Here is a 20,446-nt window from a genome sequence, read left to right on the forward strand (position 1 = left end):
CAAAGGAAAGAGCACCACTCATGGCAGTCCCTCAGCTGTCCCTCTTCGGAATCGTCGTCGACGACATGCCCAAGGCCCTGGCGTTCTACCGCCGCCTCGGGATGGACATCCCCGCCGAGGCCGACGCGCAGCCGCACGTCGAGACCGTGCTGCCCGGCGGGGTGCGGCTCGCCTGGGACACCGTGGACACGGTCCGCAGCTACGACCCCGAGTGGAAGGCGCCCAACGGCAGCCACCGGTTCGCCGTCGCCTTCGAGTTCCCCGACGCGCAGGCCGTCGACGCGAAGTACGCCGAGCTGGTCGACGCGGGCTACGTCGGGCACGTCGCGCCCTGGGACGCCGTCTGGGGCCAGCGTTACGCCATCGTCCTCGACCCCGACGGCACAGCGGTCGACCTGTTCGCACCGCTGGCCGGCTGACCGTCCGCCACCGCGGGAGCCGGTCGGTGCCCTACCTCGGGATCGACATCGGCGGCACGAAGGTCGCGCTGCTCCTGGAGCGGTCCGGCTCCGCGCCCCCGGCACGGCTCAGGTTCACCTGGCCCCGGCACGGCGGCGCCGACGACGATCTGGACGCGCTCGCCTCCGCGGTGTCCCGGATCGCGACCGACGCCGCATCCGAGGGGCTCGCCGGGATACGGGCGGCCGGTCTCGCGCTGCCGGCCACCGTGCGGGAGGGCAGGATCACCGCCTGGCCCTCCCGGCCCAGCTGGACCGGGCTGCGCCTCGACGCGTTGCTGGGGCGGGTGCTGCCGGGGATCCCCGTGCTCCACGAGGACGACGGAAACCTGGCCGCCCTCGCGGAGGCCGCCCGCACCGGCGTGCCCGACCTGGCCTATCTGGGCCTGGGCACCGGAGTGGGCGGCGGCATCGTCCTCGGGGGACGGCTGCACACCGGCCCGTTCGGCGGCGCCGCCGAGATCGGGCACATGGTGATCGATCCCGGCGGCGCCGCCTGCGTCTGCGGGCGGGCCGGCTGCCTGCAGGCCGTGGCCTCGGGCACCGCGACCCTCGCCCGGGCCGCCGCCCTGCGCGGCGCCCCGGTGGACGCGGCGGCCTTCCGCACCGGGCTCGCCGAGGACCGCCCCTGGGCCACCGAACCGCTGCGGCGGACGGCGGAGGCGCTGGCGGTCGCGGCAGTCAACCTCGGCGAACTCCTCCAGTGCCGCCAGATCCGCATAGGCGGCGGCTTCGGCCACGGCACACCGGGCCTGCTCGGTCGCATCCGTGCGGAGACCCGGCGGCTGGCCCGCCCCGGCGTCGACCCCCCTGCGATCCGCCGCGCCGCCCACGGCGCCGACGCCTCCCTGCACGGAGCCGTCCTGCTGGCCCGCACCGGAGGGACGGCGCAGCCGGCCGGCTCCCGTGCCGGCCGGCCGTCGTCCTGACGGGCCCGGGCCCTTCCCGGTCCTGGCCCTTCCGGCTCACCCGGGCAGCCGTCCGCCTCCCGGCAGGCCCAGCAGCTCCCGTAGCGCCGGAGCCACGTCGTACAGCGACAGCCCGTCCGCCCGGCCCGGGGTGACGCCGGGGGAGTCGAGGACGAAGATGCCGGTGTCGCCGTGGTTGGCGTGGTCGGGGCCGGTGTCGTTCTCGGTGGTGTACAGCCCCTCGCCCATGCCGAGGGTGGCCAGCGCGCGCCAGCGCAGGTTGCCCACGTAGACCAGCAGGTCGGGGGCGATGCCGTTGACCTCCGGGTAGAGCTGCTGGGGGCGCAGGGCCCGGGTGCCCATGGGGTTGCCCTGGTCGTCGGGCAGCCGCTCCAGCGCGCTCGCGATGCGGTCCAGGGTGTCGTCGTACTCCCTCGCCGGAACCACGCCCTCGGGCTCGCGGCCCTCCACGTTGAGGAAGATTCGGCCGTAGTAGCCGCCCTCCGCCCATGCCGTGGTTCGTTTCCAGTCAACGTGTGCCTTGGCCATCGGCGTCGGCCCGTCCGGTTCCTTCGCCAGGACGAGCAGCCCCTCGCGCCGCAGCCACTCGTTGATGAACAGCCCGCCGACCATGGGCTGAGCTCCGTGATCCGAGACCACCAGGACGGAGGTGTTCTCCGGCAGGCACTCCAGGAAGTCGCCGATGTGCCGGTCCAGCGCACGGTAGTAGTCGCGGAACAGGTTCTCGTAGGGGTTGCCCGGCTCATGGCGGGGGTGCGCCGGATCGCAGTACTTCCAGAAGCCGTGGTGCAGCCGGTCCGGTCCCATGTCGACGAAGGACAGGAACTCCCAGTCCTGGCGGGTGGCCAGATGCCGGGCCACCCGGAAGCGCTGCTCGCTCATGTCGAAGATCTGCTGGGAGACCCGTTCCAGCTCGGGCGAGCGGAAGTTCTCCACGTCGAGTGCGTAGCCGCCGGTCAGCTTCTCCAACTCGTCACGCAGCGCGGGCGGCGAGGTGTATTCGGCGCGGGTCGACGGAGCCAGGAAGCAGGACACCATCGCGCCGCGGATCGGGGTCGGCGGGTAGGTGCCGGGCACGCCCAGCACCACGCTGTCCCGGCCCGCGGCCGTCATCTCGTCCCAGATCCGCGGCGCCCTGATGCTGTGCGAAGTGGCGAAGGCGAGCGGCCCGTAGTCGTGGGCGGCGCGGTCGCGGAAGCCGTACACCCCCAGTTCGCCCGGCGTGCGGCCGGACATCATGCACGACCAGGCCGGCATGGTGATGGGCGGGTCGACGCTGCGCATCGGGCCCCACAGTGAGCGCTGCCGCAAGGCACTGAGGACGGGCATGTCCTCGGCGAACCGGTCGAACACGAGCTGGGGCGTCGCCGAGTCGAGTCCGATCACGGCCACCCTGCCGGGCTGGGGCATCCATTCCTCCCTCTCTGGGGGACGGGGTCGGGGCGGGGGCAGCGGGTCAGTCCGGCTCGCCCGCCGAGGGCACGAGCTGGGTGAGGGCCTGAGCGGCGACGCGGTAGCCGAGCGCGCCCATGCCCATGACCACGCCTGCGGCGAGCGGGGCGGTGACGGACACGTGGCGGAAGTTCTCGCGCGCCCAGACGTTGGACAGGTGCACCTCGATCCAGGGCGGCGTGAAGTCGGCCAGCGCATCCCGCAGGCCCCAGCCGGCGATCATCAGCGCCCCGGGGTTGACCAGGGCGCCGACCGCGTCGCCGTGCTGCTGGAGCAGCTCGATCAACTCGCCTTCCCCGTTGCGTTGTTCGGCGACCAGCTCCCAGCCGCGGGCGGAGACCTCCTTGGCCACCTCGGCCTCGATCTGGGCCAGCGTGGTCGTGCCGTAGATCTCCGGCTGACGGGTGCCGAGCGTGCCGAGGTTGGGACCGTTGAGCAACAGCACATGGCTCATTTCCGTTCCCCCTCGCCGACGCCGAGGACGACCGCGCCGTCGAGCCCCAGCGGCCGGATGCCGATCGAGGCGAGCACGGTCGGCGCCACGTCGACCATGTCGTACGGCTCCTGCGGCACACCGTCGGCGGCCTGCGGGGCATGGGCGCCGCGCCGGTAGAACACCGCGTCGTCGCGGGTGTGGGTGCCCGTCAGCGTGTCGGTGCGCACCTGGGCCGTGCCCTCCCAGCCGCCGCGCAGCTGCACGCCCGGCGCGGGCAGCGCCAGCAGATCCGGCGCATGGCCGGTCAGCGGGCCGTGGTACAGCTCCTCGGACCGGTAGACCGCGGAGACCAGCAGGGGCCCGTCCACATCGGCACCGACCCGTTCCCCGTCGCAGCGCAGCGCGGTCAGTTCGGCGGCGATCTCCTCGGCCAGTTCGTCCGCCTCCGAGTCGGTGAGCCCCCCTCCCGGGAACCGCCTCTTGCGGTGCAGGTAGATCCGCGCGGGGTCGAGGGCGAAGGCTCCGGTGCGGGCGTCGAGTCCGTCGGCGAGCTTGGGCGCGGCGCTCGGCGGGGCCAGGTGACCGGCCTCCCGCAGCCAGGAGTTGACGTAGAACTGCCGGTCGACGGGGCCGAATCCGTGGTCGCTGACGAGGAACAGCTCGTCCTCGTTCCGGCACAGGTCGACGAGCCGGCCGACGCAGGAGTCGACCAGCCGGTAGAAGTCCCGCACGGCTCCGTGCAGCGGGTCGGCGGGGTCGGCCACGGCCCGCCACAGGAAGTGGTGCACCCGGTCGGTCTCGGTGATGACCGCCACCCCCAGGTCCCACGGCTCGTGGGTGAGCAGGTGCTCCATCGCGTCGGTGCGGGCCCGCAGCGCCCGTACCGCCCGGGCGAGGAACCCTGCGGGGTCCTGGGCCACATCACCGACCTCGACGTCCAGCTCGTAGCCGAAGCCGCGCAGCACCGGAAGCAGCCGGGCCGGGGTGACCGCGTTCTCCATCCGGGGCGCCACGAAGCCGGAGACCACGACGCAGTCGGCGACCGGCGCGGGGTAGGTGCCGGGCACGTTGAGGCACACCGTACGGCCGCCCGCCGCGGCGGTCAGCGCCCACAGCGGGGGCTGGCGCAGCTGCAGCAGATTCGAGAAGTGGACCCGGTAGTCCCCGTCGGGCACGAGGTCGGTGAAGCCGAAGATGCCGTGCCGGCCGGGGTTGGTCCCGGTGAGGAAGGTGGCCCAGGAGGTGGAGCTGATCTCCGGCACCGGAGCCCGTAGCTCGGCACAGTGCCCCTCGCCCAGCAGCTCGCCGATACGAGGCAGGGTCCCCTCCGCCGCGAGCTCGGTCAGCAGGGTGCGCGGCATTCCGTCGAGCCCGATGATCAGGGCGCGCTCGGCCATGTCTGCTGTCTCCGTTCGTCAGGCGGTGGGCGTGCCGCTGCGGTCCACGCGGTCGTTGACGTAGGCGGCCAGCAGGTCGAGGTCGTCGATCAGCTTGATCGAGAGGTCTTCGTCGGCGATCTCCACCCCGAATTCGCTCTCGACCCAGATCAGGAACTCGATCGTGTTGATCGAGTCCAGTCCCAGCGCTTGTACGAGCCCGTGGTCGGGGATGTCGGACGGCTCGACGGACAGTTCCAGGGAGTCCACGAGCACCTTGCGCAACCGGGCCTTTGTCTCTTCCACTTCGGAGCGTCCTTTCGGGGAAACGCGAACCGGACGAGCGGAGTGCGGGGGAAGGCGGGCAGAAGGAGAGCAGCAGGGATGCCCGCGCGGGCGCCGCCCTCGGTGCGAGCCGTCGACCGGCCCGGAACAATGGCCGGCCTGGGGGAACGGCGAGCAGGCGGCATGGAAATGTGCCCGGGGCATCGTCGGCTTTCCTGGTGGGGCACCACGATAGGCGATTTGCATTTCGGATCAGGTGTGCATTCTGGCCATTCCTCCGACGCGGGTACGACGGCGGGGAACACCGGCCCCGCCCCGGTGTGCAGCGGCGTCCCGGGCGGGGTCCGGCGGCCGTGGGGGTGGCAGAAAAGCAACCGTGCGGACCGCGGCGGACTCGCCCCTTCCATCGTGGTGTTGACGCCGTTCAGTGGAGCTTGCAGGATTTGGACCGCCGGGCGACCCCGATCGCCCTCCACCGTCTGCCCGTTTCCGTCAGCGCAGCTCGACGGGTCGGAATCCGACCCGGACTCCTTCGTCAGCGCGACGCCACGAGAGGCCCCGCCTCAGCGCCGCGAACGACGGGCTCGCCCCCCGGCCCGGGACTCGTGTGCACCGCCGGACCGGTACGCCGCCCGGGGAGTCGTCGCCGGACCGTGCGCGCTGCACACCGACCGAGACGACGAGAGGCACACCTATGTCATCCGATCCGGCCCAGCCCACCCTGACGTTCCCCGCGTGGCCGCAAGCCGGTGCCGAGGAACGCGAGGGTCTGTTGCGCGCCTTGAACCAGGAGGGCTGGTGGCGCAACGGCGGCAGCGAAGTGGACACCTTCGAGCGGGAGTTCGCCGAGCTGCACGGGGCGCCGTACGCGGTCGCCACCACCAACGGCACGCACGCCCTCGAACTGGCGCTGTCCGTCCTCGGCGTGGGCCCCGGCGACGAGGTCGTCGTGCCCGCCTTCACGTTCATAGCCTCCTCGCTCGCCGTCCAGCGGCTCGGGGCGGTCCCGGTGCCCGCCGACGTCCACCCCGACACCTACTGCCTCGACGTCGAGGCCACGGCACGGCTCATCACCCCGCGTACCAAAGCCGTCATGCCGGTGCACATGGCGGGCCAGGTCGCGGATCTCGACGCGCTGGCGAAACTCGCCGAGGCGACCGGAGTCACCGTCCTCCAGGACGCGGCACATGCGCACGCGGCCCGCTGGCAGGGCCGCCGCATGGGCGAGTTCGGCTGGATGGCGGCGTTCAGCTTCCAGAACGGCAAGCTGATGACGGCCGGTGAGGGGGGCGCCCTGCTGCTGCCGGACGAGGAGAGCCACCGGCAGGCGTATCTGCGGCACGGCTGCGGACGCCCGCCGGGCGACCGGGTCTACGCTCACCTCACCCAGGGCTCCAACTACCGCATGAACGAGTTCTCGGCGGCCGTCCTGCGGGCGCAACTGACCCGTCTGGAGGCGCAGATCGCCGTACGCGAGCAGCGCTCCCGCCAACTGACGGCGGCGCTCGCACGGATCCCCGGCGTGGTGCCGCAGGGCCGGGACGACCGGTGTGACGTGAAGTCGCACTACATGGCCATGGTGCGGCTCCCCGGCGTGACGCCCGAGCGCCGCACCGCCGTGGTGGACGCGCTGAACGCGCACGGCGTCCCCGCGTTCATCGGCTTCCCCCCGGTCTACCGCACCGCCGGCTACTGGCAGGGCCCGTACTCCGGCGACGCCGACGAGATCGGCAAGCGCTGCCCGGTGGCCGAGGAGATCGGCGGCGACTGTGTGTGGCTGCACCACCGGGTGCTGCTCGCCGACGCCGCCACCGTGGACCGGCTCGCCGAGGTGTTCGCCGAGGTCGTGGCCCGGACCTGAGGCGCGGCGGCTCGATCCGCCGCGCACATGGACGCTTCTGTCAGGCCTATCACGGAACGGGGAGCAGATGACGGCTCAGCGTGAGTTCGGCACGGTGGTCTTCGACCTGGACGGCGTGCTCATCGACAGCTTCGCGGTCATGCGCCAGGCGTTCGCCATCGCCTACCGGGAGGTCGTGGGCGAGGGAGAGCCGCCGTTCGCGGAGTACCGCACCCACCAAGGGCGTTACTTCCCGGACATCATGCGCCTGATGGGTCTGCCCCCGCAGATGGAGCAGCCCTTCGTCGAGGCCAGCCACCGGCTCATCGCCGAGGTCGAGGTGTACCCGGACGTACCCCTGTTGCTCAAACGGCTGCGGGAGTGCGACATCCGCACCGGCATCGCCACCGGGAAGTCCGGGGCACGGGCGCGCACCGTCCTCGAGGTGGTGGGCCTGCTCCCGCTGCTGGACACGGTCGTCGGCAGCGACGAGGTTCCACGGCCCAAGCCCGCGCCCGACATCGTCCGCGAGGCGTTGCGCCGACTCGGCGCCGGGCCCGAGGACGCCGTGATGGTGGGGGACGCCGTCATCGACATCCAGAGCGGCCGGGCCGCCGGAACGGCCACCGCGGCGGCGCTGTGGGGGGAGACCGCACCGGATCCCCTGCGCGCGGAGCGCCCCGACTTCGTCCTGGAGCGTCCCACCGATCTGCTGGCGCTCGTCCCCGGCGGGGCGGCCCGATGAGCACCGAAGCCCCACGTCCGCGCTTCAGCGTCGTCGCCCCGCAGGGCACCAACCTCGAACTGGCCGGGCTCGACGGAGCCGCCGCCTGGCGGACCCTGGCCGACACCGCGGCGCTGGCCCGCACCTGCGGATACGACACGCTGTGGCTGGAAGACCGCACGGACACCCTGCCGCGCCGGGAACTGCAGCCGGTGACCGAGTGCTGGACCGCGCTCGGCGCCCTCGCGGCGACCGTCCCGGACATCGGCCTGGGACTGCTCAGCGCGGCTCCGCCGCACCGCAACGCCCTCCTGCTCGCCAAGCAGGCGGCAGGCGTCGACATCATCTCCGGCGGCCGCTTCACCCTGGGACTGCCCACCTCCCCCCACCTGCCGGAACACGTCGCCGCGGGCACCGCCCGCTCCGGGGCCGAGACCAGGCCCGCCCTCGCCGAGACGATCGAGGCGCTGCGGGCCCTGTGGTCCGGCACCCGCACCAGCGTCGTCGGCGAAACGTTCACGCTCGCGGGTGCCCACGCGGTGCCCGTCCCGGTCCAGCCCCGACTGCCCCTGGTGATCCGGGTGGACGCGGCCCACCCCGACGCCACCGGCCTGCTGCCGGAGGAGGTGGTCCGCCAGTGCGCCGCCGTGCAGTGGCAGGGCGAGCCCGGTGAAGTGGCGCGTGCCGTCCGGGAGTTCCGGCTGCGACGGGAGAAGCTCGGCTTGGACCCCGCCGGGACGCAGCATGCGCTGGTGGCCGAGTGCCGGGTCTTCGAGGACCGGCTGAGCCGGGACCGGTGGCTCGCCACCCCGCACGTGGTGGCGTTCTGGAGCCACCACCCCGACCTGCTGGCCCGGCGCAGTCTGTACGGGACCGTCGAGCAGATCCTCGAACGCGCCGGGCGCTACACCGCCGCCGGGGTGACGGAGTTCGTCCTGTGGTTCCGCGACTATCCGGAAACCGAGAGCCTGCGCCGGTTCGCCGAGGACGTCGCACCGCGGCTGCCGGCGCCGGCCCACGGCACGGACACCGAGGAGGCGTAGACGTGCCGACGCCCACCGCGACCGCCGGCTATCTGACGAACGCCTGGCTATCCCTGGCCGCCGGGCTGCAACCCGCACCCGACCCCGGCCGGCGCAGCACCGTCGCCCTCCGCCTGACGGTCACCGACCCGCCCCCCGGCGTCCACGCCACGGTCGACGTGCGCGTCGACCTCGAGGCCGGCCGGCTCGCGGTCACCCCGGCCACCGGAGAGCCACCCGGGCTGCTGCTCACCCTCCCGTACACAGCCGCGTACATCCTTCTCCTCGGTGCCGCTCGGCCCCGCGCGGAGTTGCTGGAAGGCGGCGACGTCACGATCACCGGCAACTTCAGCCTGCTGTTCTTCATCGACGCGGCGCTGCAACGCGACCGCAGCGGCCATGTCGCCGCCCTGCGCGCCGGCACCGCCGCACCCCCGGGACACGTGCCGTGGGACGAACCGAAGACCGAGGAGGCGGGGACCGGCACATCCCAGACCGGCCGCGAGGCCCTCGCCCGGGCCGCCGACACCCTCCCCGGCACCCTGCGGGAGCTGCGCCGCGAGGTGGGCACGTCCACCCCGGGAGCACAGTTCTACGCCTCCCAGGACGGCAGGGTCCTGGCCGACGTCGGCCTCGGCCTGGCCAGGCCCGGCGTCGCCATGACCGCGCGGTCCGCACCCCTGTGGTACTGCTGTGCCAAGCCCCTGCTGTCGGTCGCGCTCGGCCGGCTGTGGGAGGCCGGGGACTTCGACCCCTATCGCCCGGTCGCCCACTACCTGCCGGAGTTCGGCACCGGGGGCAAGTCCCGCATCACCTCGATGGAGTTGCTCTGCCACACCGGACCGGTGCCCACGGGCCTGGACCCGCTGCACGGGGTGGTGACGGGCCCGGAAGCGGAACGGCTGCGGCGCGCCCTCGCCGTGCAGGTCCCGCCCAGGCCCCCCGGGGACCGTCCGGGCATCAACTACAGCCAGTGGTGGGCCTGGTTCGTGCTGGCCCGCCTGCTTCCCGCCATCGACGGCCGCGACTACGTCCCCTACGTCGAACAGCAGATCCTGCGCCCCTGCGGCATGGAGCACACCCGGGTGTGTCTGACCCCCGAGGACTATGCCGCGTACGGCGACCGGCTCCCGCTCATCCATGTCTCCAATCTGGGTGACGCACCGCAACCCACCTACTTCTGGTCGACGCGCGGCGCCACCACCCGCTGCGTCCCCGGAGTGAACACCCGAGGCCCCCTCAGCGACCTCGGCCACCTGTTCGAGATGCTGCTGGACGGCGGGACCGCCCCCGGCGGACGCGTCCTGGCACCGGCGACCGTGGCCGCTCTCACCGCCCGTCACCGCACCGGACTGACGGACCGGTACGGCAACGCCGACTGGGGCTTCGGTCTCCGTCTCGAATGCCGCTCGCTCGGCCCCGAGTACACGAGCTTCTCGCGTCATGCCTCCCCGCGCGCCTTCGGCCACGACGGGCTGTGGACCGCCGTCGTCTTCGCCGACCCGGAGGCCCGCCTCACCGTGGCCGTCCACCTCAACGGCAAGGTGGAGCACGAGCGCCACCGCGAACGCATCCTGCGGATCGCCGACGCCGTCTACCAGGACCTCAAACTCACCTGAGACCACAGCAACCCTCCACAGCCCCGGCTTCCCGTCACTCCAGAAAGGCGTCCGATGGCACAGCAGCCCGCTCCGCCCACCCTTCCCGTCCCCGACGAGGTCGGCCGCCTCTACGACCGCTATACCGACCTCGGTAGTGCCACACTGGGCGAGAATCTGCACTTCGGATACTGGGACACCCCGGACAGCCCCGTCCCGCTGGAGGAGGCGACCGACCGGCTGACCGACCTCATGACGGACCGCTTGCGCATCGGCCCCGGCTCCCGGGTGCTGGACCTCGGCTGCGGCACGGGACGCCCCGCCCTCCGGATCGCCGGCCGCACCGGGGCGGACGTCACCGGCATCTCCATCAGCCACAAACAGGTCGAGCGGGCCACGGCGCTGGCAGCCGAACACGACCTGGGGGGCCGGGTCCGCTTCGAACGGGCCGACGCGATGGACCTGCCGTTCACCGAAGAGTCCTTCGACGCCGTCATCGCCCTGGAATCCATCATCCACATGCCCGACCGCGCCCACGTCCTGCGCCAGGTGGCCCGGGTGCTGCGGCCGGGCGGGCGGCTGGTGCTCACCGACTTCTTCGAACGCGCGCCGATCCCCGACACAGGGCGGCCCGCCGTCGAGCGGTATCTGCGCGAGTTCATGATGACGATGGTCCAGGCGGAGGACTACCCGCCCTTGCTGCGCCAGGCCGGGCTGTGGTTCGAGGAGCTGACCGACATCAGTGAGCCCACCCTGCGCCGCACCTTCATCGAGCTGTCCGCGCGGATCAGCAGCTCCGCACAGCAACTGGCCGCCGACTACGGGGGAGAGCTGGTCGAGCAGTTCAATCCGGCGGACATGACGGACGTCAAGGAGTTCGGTCATCTGCTCGTCGTGGCCGTGCGGCCCGTTCGCTGAGATGGCGGGATGCAGTCGCCCGCTCCGGAGGCACCGGCAGGATGGCGAGTCATGTCACACATGATTTCCGAACCGGATTCCGCCCGGGGCGAGCAGCGTGATGGCGGAGCCACGTGGATCGCCGTGTTCGCCGCGTGCGTGGGACAGTTCGTCGTCGTCCTCGACATCTCGGTGATCAACGTGGCGTTGCCGTCCATCCGCGGGGGCCTCGGCATCGGGGCCGGAAGCCTGCAGTGGGTGGTCAACGCCTATGTGATCACCTTCGCCGGGTTCCTGTTACTGGGCGGCCGCGCATCAGACCTCTTCGGGCGCAAGAGTGTGTTCGTCTTCGGGCTCGGGGTCTTCACGGCGGCCAGCCTGTTGGGCGGGCTGGCGACCTCGCCGTGGATGCTCATCGTGGCCCGCGCCTTGCAAGGGTTCGGCGCGGCCGTGTTGTCGCCCGCCACCCTCACGATCCTCACCACGAGCTTCCCGGAGGGCACCGGACGCGTCCGTGCGATTGCGACGTGGACGGCCGTGGGAACGGGAGGCGGCGCGGCCGGCGGGGTCATCGGCGGCGTGCTCACCGACTACCTCTCCTGGCGCTGGGTCCTGCTGATCAACGTTCCGCTGGGGCTGATCGTGATCGCGGCGGCGGCGCTGTGGCTCGCCGAGGGCAGGACCGGGCAGGCGGGCCGCCGCCGGCTCGACGTTCCCGGAGCCGCCCTCGCGACGCTCGGCGCGGGCTGCCTGGCGTACGGCATCTCCCAGACGGAGTCGCACGGCTGGGGCTCCACACCGGCCCTCGCGTTCCTGCTCCTCGGTGTCGTCACGCTCGGGGCGTTCATCGCCGTGGAGCGCCGTGCGCCCGAACCGCTGACCCCCCTCGGGGTCTTCCGCGTGCGGTCGGTGTCCGTGGCCAACGTCATCACCTTGGTCAGCGGCATGGCCTTCTACGCGATGTGGTTCTTCCTGTCGCTGTACATGCAGAACGTGCTGAAGTACTCGGCTGTGGAAACCGGGCTCGCCCTGTTGCCGCACACCCTCGCCGTCATCCTCTCCGCCCAGCTCGCGCCCCGGATGACGCGCTGGATCGGCGGACGCGCGCTCCTCACGCTCGCCGGCGTGCTGACAGCGGCGGGCTTCTTCTGGCAGGCGGCCATGAAGGCCGACGGCACCTTCCTGGTCACCCTGCTCGGCCCCGGCATCGCGTTCTCCTTCGGCGCCGGTGTGATGATGACCCTCCAGTCCGTCTTCGCCACCACGGGCGTGCCCCCGCAGCAGGCGGGGGTGGTGGCAGGTCTCGTCAACACCTCGCGCACCATGGGCGGCGCACTCGGACTGTCGGTCCTGTCGTCCCTCGCCGCGAGCCGCACCGGCCCGGCCGGGACCAGCCTGGAGGCGCTGACCTCGGGCTATGCGAGAGCATTCTTCGGGTCCGGGGTGGCCATCGTGCTGAGCATGGCGCTGATCGTGCTGCTGCCCAGGTCGCCGCGGAGCCCGGCGGCCCCGTGACCCCCGGCCCGTCAGGGCACCGGCCGGGCCGGGGGCTCCTCCAGGAGCCAGGTCAGCACGCGGGGCAGCGCGTGCAGCGCGTCGAAGTGCGCGGCCGACGGCTCCAGCACCGCCGTCGCGCCCGGGATGCGCTGGGCCAGCCAGCGCGAGTGGCCCACCGGTGAGAAGACGTCCTGCTCGCCGTGCCAGAGGAGCACCTCGCCCGGGATGTCCGCCGGGTCGAAGCCCCACGGGCTGCAGAAGGCCAGGGCGTCGTCGATCCAGCCGTACGCGGACGTCCGCAGCGCCTCCTGGTAGTTGCGCAGCAGCATCGAGCGGACGCCCGCGTCGGAGACGACCATCCGGTCGGAGGCGGTCAGCTCACGGCGCAGGTCGTCCAGGAGCCGGACCGGGTCCTGGCGGATCGCGTCGGCGCGGGGGGTGAGGCGGGCGGCGACGCCGTCGGGGTCGATGGTGGCGGCCGTGTACTCGATGACGTTCGACGCGGCCATGCCCTCGAACCAGTCGAGCCCGTCCGCGTCACGCGGCGCCAGCGTCACCAGCGCCGCGGTGCGCGTCACCCGCTCGGGGATGAGCGCCGCGCAGGCCAGCGCGTGCGGGGCGCCGCCGGAACGGCCCACCACCGCGAACCGTTCCAGGTCCAGCGCGTCGGCGATGGCCGTCACGTCCTGGACCACGTCCGCCACACTCCGGCCGGGCAGGCGGTCCGAGCCGCCGTAGCCCGGCCGGTCGTACGCGATGAGTTGCATGCCGCGCTGGTAGAGCACCATGCCGCGGGGTGCCGGACCGAGTCTGCTGCCCGGTGTGCCGTGGAGCAGGAAGACGGGACGGCCCCGAGGGTCCCCTAGGCGCTCCACCATGAGATGCCGGCCGTCCGCCGTGCGTATGCGACGTCGCAAGCCCCCGCCTCCTCCGCTGGGTCCCAGGTCTGATGATGACCCATCAGAGGGGGCGCGCGGGGGACGCATTGTCGCCTTACCGGCGTGGGAGCGCCGGGGGCGCATAGTGAAAATCGCGTGCGCGTCCCGAAGTCGACCTTGTGTGCTACCTGTTTGCGTCGGGATAGTGGACTCCCATCCTCCGTGCCAGGTCACCCCACTTGTCCTGGTACGGCCCCCCACAGGAGGTCCAAGTTGAAGCATCGACGCATACCCAAAAGGCGTGCGGCGCTGGCCGGCGGAGCCGCGGTGGCCCTGCTGGGCGCGGGCATCACGTTCCAGACGGCGAACGCCAGTGACGCGGAGGTGAGGCCGCTGTCCGTGACGGCGGCCGGAAACCTCGCCTCGACGCTCACCGAGCGGCTCGGCGGTGACGCGGCCGGCGCGTACTACGACGCGAAGTCCCGGGCGCTCGTGGTCAACGTGGTCGACGAGGACGCGGCCGACACCGTGCGCGAGGCGGGCGGCAAGGCGAGAGTCGTCGAACACAGCCTGGCCGAGCTCGCCGACGCCCGGCGGACCCTGACGGACCGGGCGACCATGCCGGGGACCTCCTGGGCCCTGGACCCGGTGACGAACAAGGTGGTCGTCACGGCGGACGGGACCGTGAAGGGCGCGTCGTGGGAGAAGCTGAAGGGCGTGGTGCGGAGCCTGGGTTCGAAGGCGGAACTGCGGCGCACCCCGGGTGTGTTCACGCCGTTCCTCCGGGGCGGTGACGCCATCCACAGCGGGGGCGGGCGCTGCTCGCTGGGCTTCAACGTGGTGAAGGACGGCCAGCCGCACTTCCTCACCGCGGGCCACTGCGGCGAGGCCGGCAGCCGCTGGTCGGCGACCGCGGGCGGTCCCGCGATCGGCACGATGGTCGACTCGCGCTTCCCAGGCGACGACTTCTCGCTGGTCAGGTACCACAGCATGACCCCGGAGCCGAGCGAGGTGAACCTCTACAACGGCGGCGTGCAGAAGATCACCAAGGCGGGCGAGGCGACCGTCGGGATGAAGGTGACCCGCAGCGGCTCGACCACCCAGGTGCACGAGGGCGAGGTCACCGGCCTCAACGCCACGGTCAACTACGGCAACGGCCAGATCGTGCACGGCCTCATCCAGACCAACGTCTGCGCCGAGCCGGGCGACAGCGGCGGCTCGCTCTTCGCGGGCGACACCGCGATCGGTCTGACCTCCGGCGGCAGCGGCAACTGCTCCTCCGGCGGGACGACCTTCTTCCAGCCGGTGACGGAGGCGCTGACGGCGTACGGCGCGCGGATCGGCTGACGCGGGACGGCCGGCGCGGTTCGGCCGACACGGGCACAAGGCCCCGGGCCCTCTTGGTGGAGGCCCGGGGCCTTGTCATGCCGCTCACGCAGGTTGGCCGGGCTCCTTGCGTACCGCCGACGCCACCAGTGTGATCACGGTGCCGATCAGCGCCCAGATCGCGAGCACCTGCGCCGGGCCGGAGACCGCGTTGCCGCGGAAGTACGCGATCGAGCGCGCCGCCCACGTACCGGCGCCCGGCGGCAGGCCCGGGCCGATCGCGCGCCAGAAGTCCGGCAGCATCGGGGCCGGGAAGGCGCCGCCCGCGCTCGGGTTCCCGGCGATCACGATGAGCAGGACCGCCAGGCCGATGCCCACGACACCGGTGACCGCCTGGAGCGCGAGGGTGGCCGCGCCGACCGCGAAGACCACCAGGGCGCCCAGACCCCACAGGCCCAGGATGCTGCCTGGTAGCGCGTCGAGCACGGGCCCGACGATGAGCGCCCCGCCGAGGCCGCCGGCGATTCCGGAGAGCGCGACGACGCCGAGGCGGATGATCGCCCGCTGGGGGTTCGAGGGGCGGGAGCCGGCGCTGATCGCGACGATCGACGCGCACAGGTAGCCGCCCACGCACCAGCCGACGACGAGGTAGAAGGCCGAGAGGCCGTTGAAGTCCCCGGGGGACGCGGGGGCGACGTCCACGGTGCGGACGGTGCGCCGCTGGTGCTGTTCGACGTCGGTGGTGATCCGGGTGAGCGCGTTGGCGAGGGCGGCGCCACCGCCGGAGGCGACCAGCAGGGTGTCGGTGCTGCCCCGCGGGTCGACGATCAGCGCGCCGTCGATCTTCCGGTCCATGATCTGCCGGCGCGCCTCCGCCGCGTCGCGGACCACCCGGGGGTCGAGCGGGTCCCCCGGCAGCCGGCCCAGGCGGTCGGCGGCCTGGGCGGCGGCGGGGCCGGGGGCCACCACGCCGAAGGGCACGTCCCGGGGTTTCGGATGGTGCAGGGCGCCCACGTAGGAGGCGATGAAGAGCAGCTGCAGGGCGAGGACGCCGATGACCAGCAGCGCGGCCCGCGGGGTGACGGCGTTCTTGACCTCGTCGGCGAACTTCATGCCCCCACGCTCCGGGGCGGCCCGCGTCTTCGCAGGTGGGGTGGGCTGAATGGCGGACCCGGCGGGGCGGGGGCGCCCGGCGGGGGCGTTCGGTGAGGCGTTCGGAAAGCGTGTCGTACAGACGTTCGAAATTGGTCTATGGTGGTGAGTGGGGGAGGTGAGAGCGGATCGATCCAGGAGGTGCGGGTGCCAGGCTTCACGCATCTGCACACCGTTTCGGGCTTCTCCCTGCGGTACGGGGCCTCCCACCCGGAGCGGCTCGCGGCGCGCGCCGCCGAGCGCGGCATGGACGCCGTCGCCCTGACCGACCGCGACACCGTCGCGGGCGCGGTCCGCTTCGCCCTGGCCTGCGCCAAGGAGGGCGTCCGCCCCCTGTTCGGCGTCGACCTCGCAACCGGCGCGCCGGCACGGGAGGACGGGCCGCAGGGCGGGTCGCCGACCGAGCGGCGCCGCACCCCCGTGCGCGGCGGCGCCTTCGTCGACGAGTCCGCGCCCCGCGCCCTCTTCCTCGCCCGCTCCCGGGCGGGCTGGGCCACCGTGTGCCGGCTGATCACCGCCGCGCACGCCGCCGAAGGCCCCACGCCGCTGCTGCCGTGGCGGGACAACCACGGCGACGACGTGACCGTCCTGCTCGGACCCGACTCCGAGGTCGGCCGCGCCCTCGCCGCCGGACGGCCCGACCGCGCCGCCCGGCTCCTCGCCCCCTGGCGCGAGGCGTACGGCGACGCCCTGCGCCTGGAGGTCGTCCACCACGGCCGCACCGGAACCGGCCCCGGCTCGCTGCGGCACGCCGCCCGCACCCTCGGCCTCGCCGCCGAGCAGGGCGTCCGCGCCGTGCTCAGCAACGCCGTGCGGTACGCCGACCCCGGCCTCGGTCCGGTCGCCGACGTCCTCGACGCGGCCCGCCGCCTGGTGCCGATCGACCCGCGCAAGGGCCTCGACAGCGGGGAGCGCTGGCTCAAGGATCCGGCCGCGATGGCCGCCACCGCCGAGCGCGTCGCCGAGGCCGCCGGCTTCCGCCGCGACACCGCGCACCGGCTGCTCGCCCTCACCGAGGAGACCGCCGCCGCGTGCCTCGTCGACCCCGAGGACGACCTCGGCATCGGCAGCGTGCACTTCCCCGAGGCGCACCTCGTCGGCGCGGACCGGCGCACCGCCGAGCGGGTGCTGCGCTCGCGCTGCGCCGCCGGGATGGTGCTGCGTGGCCACGACCGGAAGCGCGCGTACTGGACCCGCCTGGACGACGAGCTGCGCACGATCGAGCGGCTCGGCTTCGCCACGTACTTCCTCACCGTCGCCCAGGTCGTCGAGGACACCCGGAAGATGGGCATCCGGGTGGCCGCGCGCGGCTCCGGCGCCGGGTCGCTCGTCAACCACGTCCTCGGCATCGCCCACGCCGACCCCGTGGAGCAGGACCTGCTGATGGAGCGGTTCCTCTCCGTGCGGCGGCCCGCGCTGCCCGACATCGACATCGACGTGGAGTCCGCGCGCCGCCTGGAGGTCTACCGCGCGATCCTCGACCGCTTCGGCCCGGAGCGGGTCGCCGCCGTCGCCATGCCCGAGACGTACCGGGTGCGCCACGCCGTACGCGACGTGGGCGCCGCGCTCTCGATGGACCCGGCCGACATCGACCGGATCGCCAAGGCATTTCCGCACATCCGCGCCCGCGACGCCCGCGCCGCGCTGGACGAGCTGCCCGAGCTGCGCGCGCTGGCGGGGGAGAAGGAGAGGTACGGCAGGCTGTGGGAGCTGGTCGAGGCGCTGGACGCGCTGCCGCGCGGCGTCGCCATGCACCCGTGCGGGGTGCTGCTCTCGGACGCCTCGCTGCTGCGGCGCACGCCGGTGGTGCCGACCAGCGGCGAGGGCTTCCCCATGTCCCAGTTCGACAAGGACGACGTGGAGGAGCTCGGCCTGCTCAAGCTCGACGTGCTCGGCGTGCGGATGCAGTCGGCGATGGCGCACGCCGTCGCCGAGGTCGAGCGGGCGAGCGGCGAGGTCGTCGACATCGACGACCCGGAGCGGGTGCGGCCCGGCGACCCGGCCACGTACCGGCTCATCCAGTCGGCGGAGACGCTCGGCTGCTTCCAGATCGAGTCACCGGGCCAGCGCGACCTGGTCGGGCGGCTCCAGCCGTCCACCTTCCACGACCTGGTCGTGGACATCTCGCTCTTCCGGCCCGGGCCGGTCGCGGCCGACATGGTCCGGCCGTTCATCGAGGCGCGGCACGGCCGGGTGCCCGTGCGCTATCCGCACCCGGACCTGGAGGACGCGCTGAAGGAGACGTACGGGGTCGTCGTCTTCCACGAGCAGATCATCAAGATCCTCGACATCATGACCGGCTGCGGCCGCGAGGAGGCCGACGCGGTGCGGCGCGGGCTGTCCGACCCCGAGTCGCAGGGCCGCATCAAGGTCTGGTTCGAGCGGCACGCCAAGGAGAGGGGGTACGCGGACGACGTGGTCGCCCGGACCTGGGAGATCGTCGAGGCCTTCGGGTCGTACGGCTTCTGCAAGGCGCACGCGGTGGCCTTCGCCGTACCGACGTACCAGTCGGCGTGGCTGAAGGCGCATTACCCGGCCGCCTTCTACGCCGGGTTGCTCACGCATGATCCCGGTATGTATCCCAAGCGGCTGCTGCTGGCGGACGCGCGGCGGCGCGGGGTGCCGGTGCTGCCGGTGGATGTGAACCGGTCGGCGGTCGCCCACTGTATCGAACTGGTGTCTGGTTCTTTGGGGAAGTGGGGCCTGCGGCTCGCCCTCGCGGACGTCCACGGGATGAGCGAGGCGGAGGCGGCGCGCATCGAGGCCGGGCAGCCGTACGCCTCCCTGCTCGACTTCTGGGAGCGGGCCCGGCCCAGCCGTCCCGTCGCCGAACGGCTCGCCCAGGTCGGCGCGTTGGACGCCTTCGGCGGCAACCGCCGTGACCTGCTGCTGCACCTCTCCGAACTCCACCGCATGCAGCGGGGCTCCGGCTCCTACGGCGACCAACTGCCGCTCGCGGGCGGCCGGAAGTCCGCGCCGATCGGGCTGCCGGACCTCACCGAGGAGGAGCGGCTCAGCGCCGAACTGGGCGTGCTGTCCATGGACGCCTCACGGAACCTGATGAGCGATCACCACGCCTTCCTCGCCGAGCTGGGCGTCGTCTCCGCGCAGCGGCTGCGCGCGGCCCCGCACGGGCAGACCGTGCTCGTCGCGGGCGCCAAGGCGGCCACCCAGACCCCGCCCATCAGGTCCGGCAAGCGCGTCATCTTCACCACGCTCGACGACGGCACCGGCCTGGTCGACCTCGCCTTCTTCGACGACAGCCACGAGCGGTGCGCGCACACCGTCTTCCACTCCTGGCTGCTGCTCGTACGCGGCGTGGTGCAGCGCCGCGGCCCGCGCAGCTTCAGCGTGGTGGCCTCCGCCGCCTGGAACCTCGCCGAACTGGTGGAGCTGCGGCGCGAGGGCGGCCTGGACGCGGTCGCGGCGCGGCTGGCCGAGCCGGCGCCGGACGGCGTCCCGCCGTCGTCCTCCGACAGCGGGCGGCGCATCACGATGCCGACGGGCTACGAGATGAACCCCTGGGCCGACCTGCGCCCGGCGGGCGAGGGGGCGGCGAAGGTCCCGAAGAAGCTGTGGCACCAGAGTCAGGGGAGCGCGGGATGATCCTCTACGTACGATTCCGGTTGGAGCCGATGTACGAAGCGATGCTGCCGCAACTGGTCGGCATGCTCGGCCAGTTCACGCCCGTCGTCGAGGCGGCCCCGCCCGACGCCGCGCTCGCCGACGTCCGCGGAGCCGTACGGTACTTCGGGCGCGGCCCCGCCGAACTCGCCGCCGTGATCCGGGTCCGGGCGCTCGCCCTGTACGGCGTCGAGTGCGCCATCGGCGCCGGGCCCAACCCGATGCTCGCCCGCATGGCGGCGCGGGACGCGGCACCCGGCACGACGCTGGTGGTGGAGGACGCCGAGGCGTTCCTGCGCGACAAGCCGGTCGCCGCGCTGTACGGCGTCGGCCCCGCCACCGCGCGCACGCTCTGCGCGTACGGGCTCGACTCCATCGGGCGCGTCGCCGCCGCGCCGCTCGCCGTGCTCCAGCGGATCGTCGGCGCGCGGGCCGGGCGCGAACTGTGGGAGCGGGCCCGGGGCGTCGACCGCACGGCCGTCGTCCCGAACGCCGCCTCCCGCTCCGTCGGGGCCGAGCGGGCCTTCGACCGCGACGAGCTGGACCGGGAGCGGCACCGGCGCGCCCTGCTGTCGCTCGCCGGGGAGCTGGGCGCGCGGATGCGGGGCGAGGGACAGGTGTGCCGCTCGCTGACGCTGACCGTGCGGTACGCCGACCGGACCGCGACCACGCGGACGCGTACCCTGCGCGAACCGAGCGCCCACTCGGCGGACCTGGCGGCCACCGCGTACGCGATGCACGAGGCGCTCGGGCTGCAGCGGGCCCGGGTGCGGGCCGTCGGGCTGCGCGCGGAGGGGCTGATGCCCGCCGAACACGCCGCGCACCAGCTCTCCTTCGACGCGGCGGACGAGAAGGCGCGGCGGCTGGAGGCGGTGGCGGACAAGGCGCGCGCCCGGTTCGGGCCGGGCATCATCGGCCCGGGCTCGCTGGCGGCGTAACGCGGCCGAGGCGC

The 20,446-nt window shown here is 73.2% G+C and carries 17 protein-coding genes; 11 read left to right on the forward strand and 6 right to left on the reverse strand.

Annotation, left to right across the window (positions count from 1 at the left end; all coding sequences use genetic code 11):
- Positions 1-20: 20 nt before the first annotated feature.
- Entirely contained in the window at positions 21-419 is a 399-nt protein-coding gene (locus ACZ42X_RS15630; RefSeq protein ID WP_468289376.1) for a VOC family protein, read from the forward strand.
- Between the two features lie 26 nt (positions 420-445).
- Entirely contained in the window at positions 446-1,387 is a 942-nt protein-coding gene (locus ACZ42X_RS15635) for an ROK family protein (RefSeq protein ID WP_468289379.1), read from the forward strand.
- A gap of 36 nt (positions 1,388-1,423) precedes the next feature.
- On the opposite strand, the gene ACZ42X_RS15640 is transcribed toward ACZ42X_RS15635, so the two are convergent.
- Genes ACZ42X_RS15640 through ACZ42X_RS15655 form a run of 4 tightly spaced genes read right to left on the reverse strand, consistent with a single transcriptional unit; the run spans position 1,424 to position 4,957 of the window.
- Positions 1,424-2,797 carry an alkaline phosphatase family protein gene (locus tag ACZ42X_RS15640; protein ID WP_468289381.1) on the reverse strand — a complete coding sequence of 458 codons (1,374 nt, stop codon included), beginning with the start codon at positions 2,795-2,797 and terminating at the stop codon, positions 1,424-1,426.
- 46 nt (positions 2,798-2,843) lie between these two features.
- Positions 2,844-3,293, reverse strand: a complete 450-nt coding sequence (locus ACZ42X_RS15645; protein WP_468289384.1) for a type II 3-dehydroquinate dehydratase — start codon at positions 3,291-3,293, stop codon at positions 2,844-2,846.
- Complete coding sequence (locus ACZ42X_RS15650) at positions 3,290-4,672, reverse strand: alkaline phosphatase family protein (protein ID WP_468289387.1); 1,383 nt, start codon at positions 4,670-4,672, stop codon at positions 3,290-3,292. Before ACZ42X_RS15650 ends, ACZ42X_RS15645 begins: the two co-directional genes overlap by 4 nt.
- Positions 4,673-4,690: 18 nt before the next feature.
- On the reverse strand, positions 4,691-4,957 hold the full coding sequence (locus ACZ42X_RS15655; protein ID WP_468289390.1) for a phosphopantetheine-binding protein: 267 nt from the start codon (positions 4,955-4,957) through the stop codon (positions 4,691-4,693).
- A gap of 673 nt (positions 4,958-5,630) precedes the next feature.
- On the opposite strand from ACZ42X_RS15655, the gene ACZ42X_RS15660 reads away from it, so the two are divergent.
- The 6 genes from ACZ42X_RS15660 (at position 5,631) to ACZ42X_RS15685 (ending at position 12,532) form a co-directional block, all read left to right on the forward strand.
- Positions 5,631-6,797, forward strand: coding sequence for a DegT/DnrJ/EryC1/StrS aminotransferase family protein (locus ACZ42X_RS15660; RefSeq protein ID WP_468289393.1), 1,167 nt, complete (start codon positions 5,631-5,633; stop codon positions 6,795-6,797).
- A gap of 67 nt (positions 6,798-6,864) precedes the next feature.
- Entirely contained in the window at positions 6,865-7,521 is a 657-nt protein-coding gene (locus ACZ42X_RS15665) for an HAD-IA family hydrolase (protein ID WP_468289396.1), read from the forward strand.
- Entirely contained in the window at positions 7,518-8,543 is a 1,026-nt protein-coding gene (locus ACZ42X_RS15670) for an LLM class flavin-dependent oxidoreductase (protein ID WP_468289399.1), read from the forward strand. Before ACZ42X_RS15665 ends, ACZ42X_RS15670 begins: the two co-directional genes overlap by 4 nt.
- 2 nt (positions 8,544-8,545) lie before the next feature.
- Complete coding sequence (locus ACZ42X_RS15675) at positions 8,546-10,141, forward strand: serine hydrolase domain-containing protein (RefSeq protein ID WP_468289402.1); 1,596 nt, start codon at positions 8,546-8,548, stop codon at positions 10,139-10,141.
- Between the two features lie 54 nt (positions 10,142-10,195).
- The gene (locus ACZ42X_RS15680; RefSeq protein ID WP_468289406.1) at positions 10,196-11,038 is read left to right on the forward strand and encodes an SAM-dependent methyltransferase; all 843 of its coding nucleotides are present in this window, start codon (positions 10,196-10,198) and stop codon (positions 11,036-11,038) included.
- Positions 11,039-11,089: 51 nt separating this feature from the next.
- Positions 11,090-12,532 (forward strand): MFS transporter, encoded by a 1,443-nt coding sequence (locus ACZ42X_RS15685; protein WP_468289409.1) that lies wholly within the window; start codon positions 11,090-11,092, stop codon positions 12,530-12,532.
- Positions 12,533-12,543: 11 nt separating this feature from the next.
- On the opposite strand, the gene ACZ42X_RS15690 is transcribed toward ACZ42X_RS15685, so the two are convergent.
- Entirely contained in the window at positions 12,544-13,419 is an 876-nt protein-coding gene (locus tag ACZ42X_RS15690; protein WP_468290140.1) for an alpha/beta fold hydrolase, read from the reverse strand.
- 246 nt (positions 13,420-13,665) lie between these two features.
- Here ACZ42X_RS15690 and ACZ42X_RS15695 point away from each other — a divergent pair, with 246 nt between their 5' ends.
- Complete coding sequence (locus tag ACZ42X_RS15695; RefSeq protein ID WP_468289412.1) at positions 13,666-14,739, forward strand: S1 family peptidase; 1,074 nt, start codon at positions 13,666-13,668, stop codon at positions 14,737-14,739.
- 84 nt (positions 14,740-14,823) lie between these two features.
- Here ACZ42X_RS15695 and ACZ42X_RS15700 read toward each other — a convergent pair whose 3' ends face one another.
- Entirely contained in the window at positions 14,824-15,831 is a 1,008-nt protein-coding gene (locus ACZ42X_RS15700) for a DUF3533 domain-containing protein (RefSeq protein WP_468289415.1), read from the reverse strand.
- A gap of 186 nt (positions 15,832-16,017) precedes the next feature.
- Between ACZ42X_RS15700 and ACZ42X_RS15705 the strand changes: the two genes are divergently transcribed.
- Both ACZ42X_RS15705 and ACZ42X_RS15710 read left to right on the forward strand, forming a co-directional pair.
- Entirely contained in the window at positions 16,018-19,476 is a 3,459-nt protein-coding gene (locus tag ACZ42X_RS15705; protein WP_468289418.1) for a DNA polymerase III subunit alpha, read from the forward strand.
- Positions 19,473-20,432: a DNA polymerase Y family protein gene (locus tag ACZ42X_RS15710; protein WP_468289421.1), complete on the forward strand. Its 960-nt coding sequence runs from the start codon at positions 19,473-19,475 to the stop codon at positions 20,430-20,432. The genes ACZ42X_RS15705 and ACZ42X_RS15710 overlap by 4 nt, the downstream gene beginning before the upstream one ends.
- Positions 20,433-20,446 lie beyond the last annotated feature (14 nt).

Source organism: Streptomyces sp. NPDC030862 (assembly GCF_055571835.1).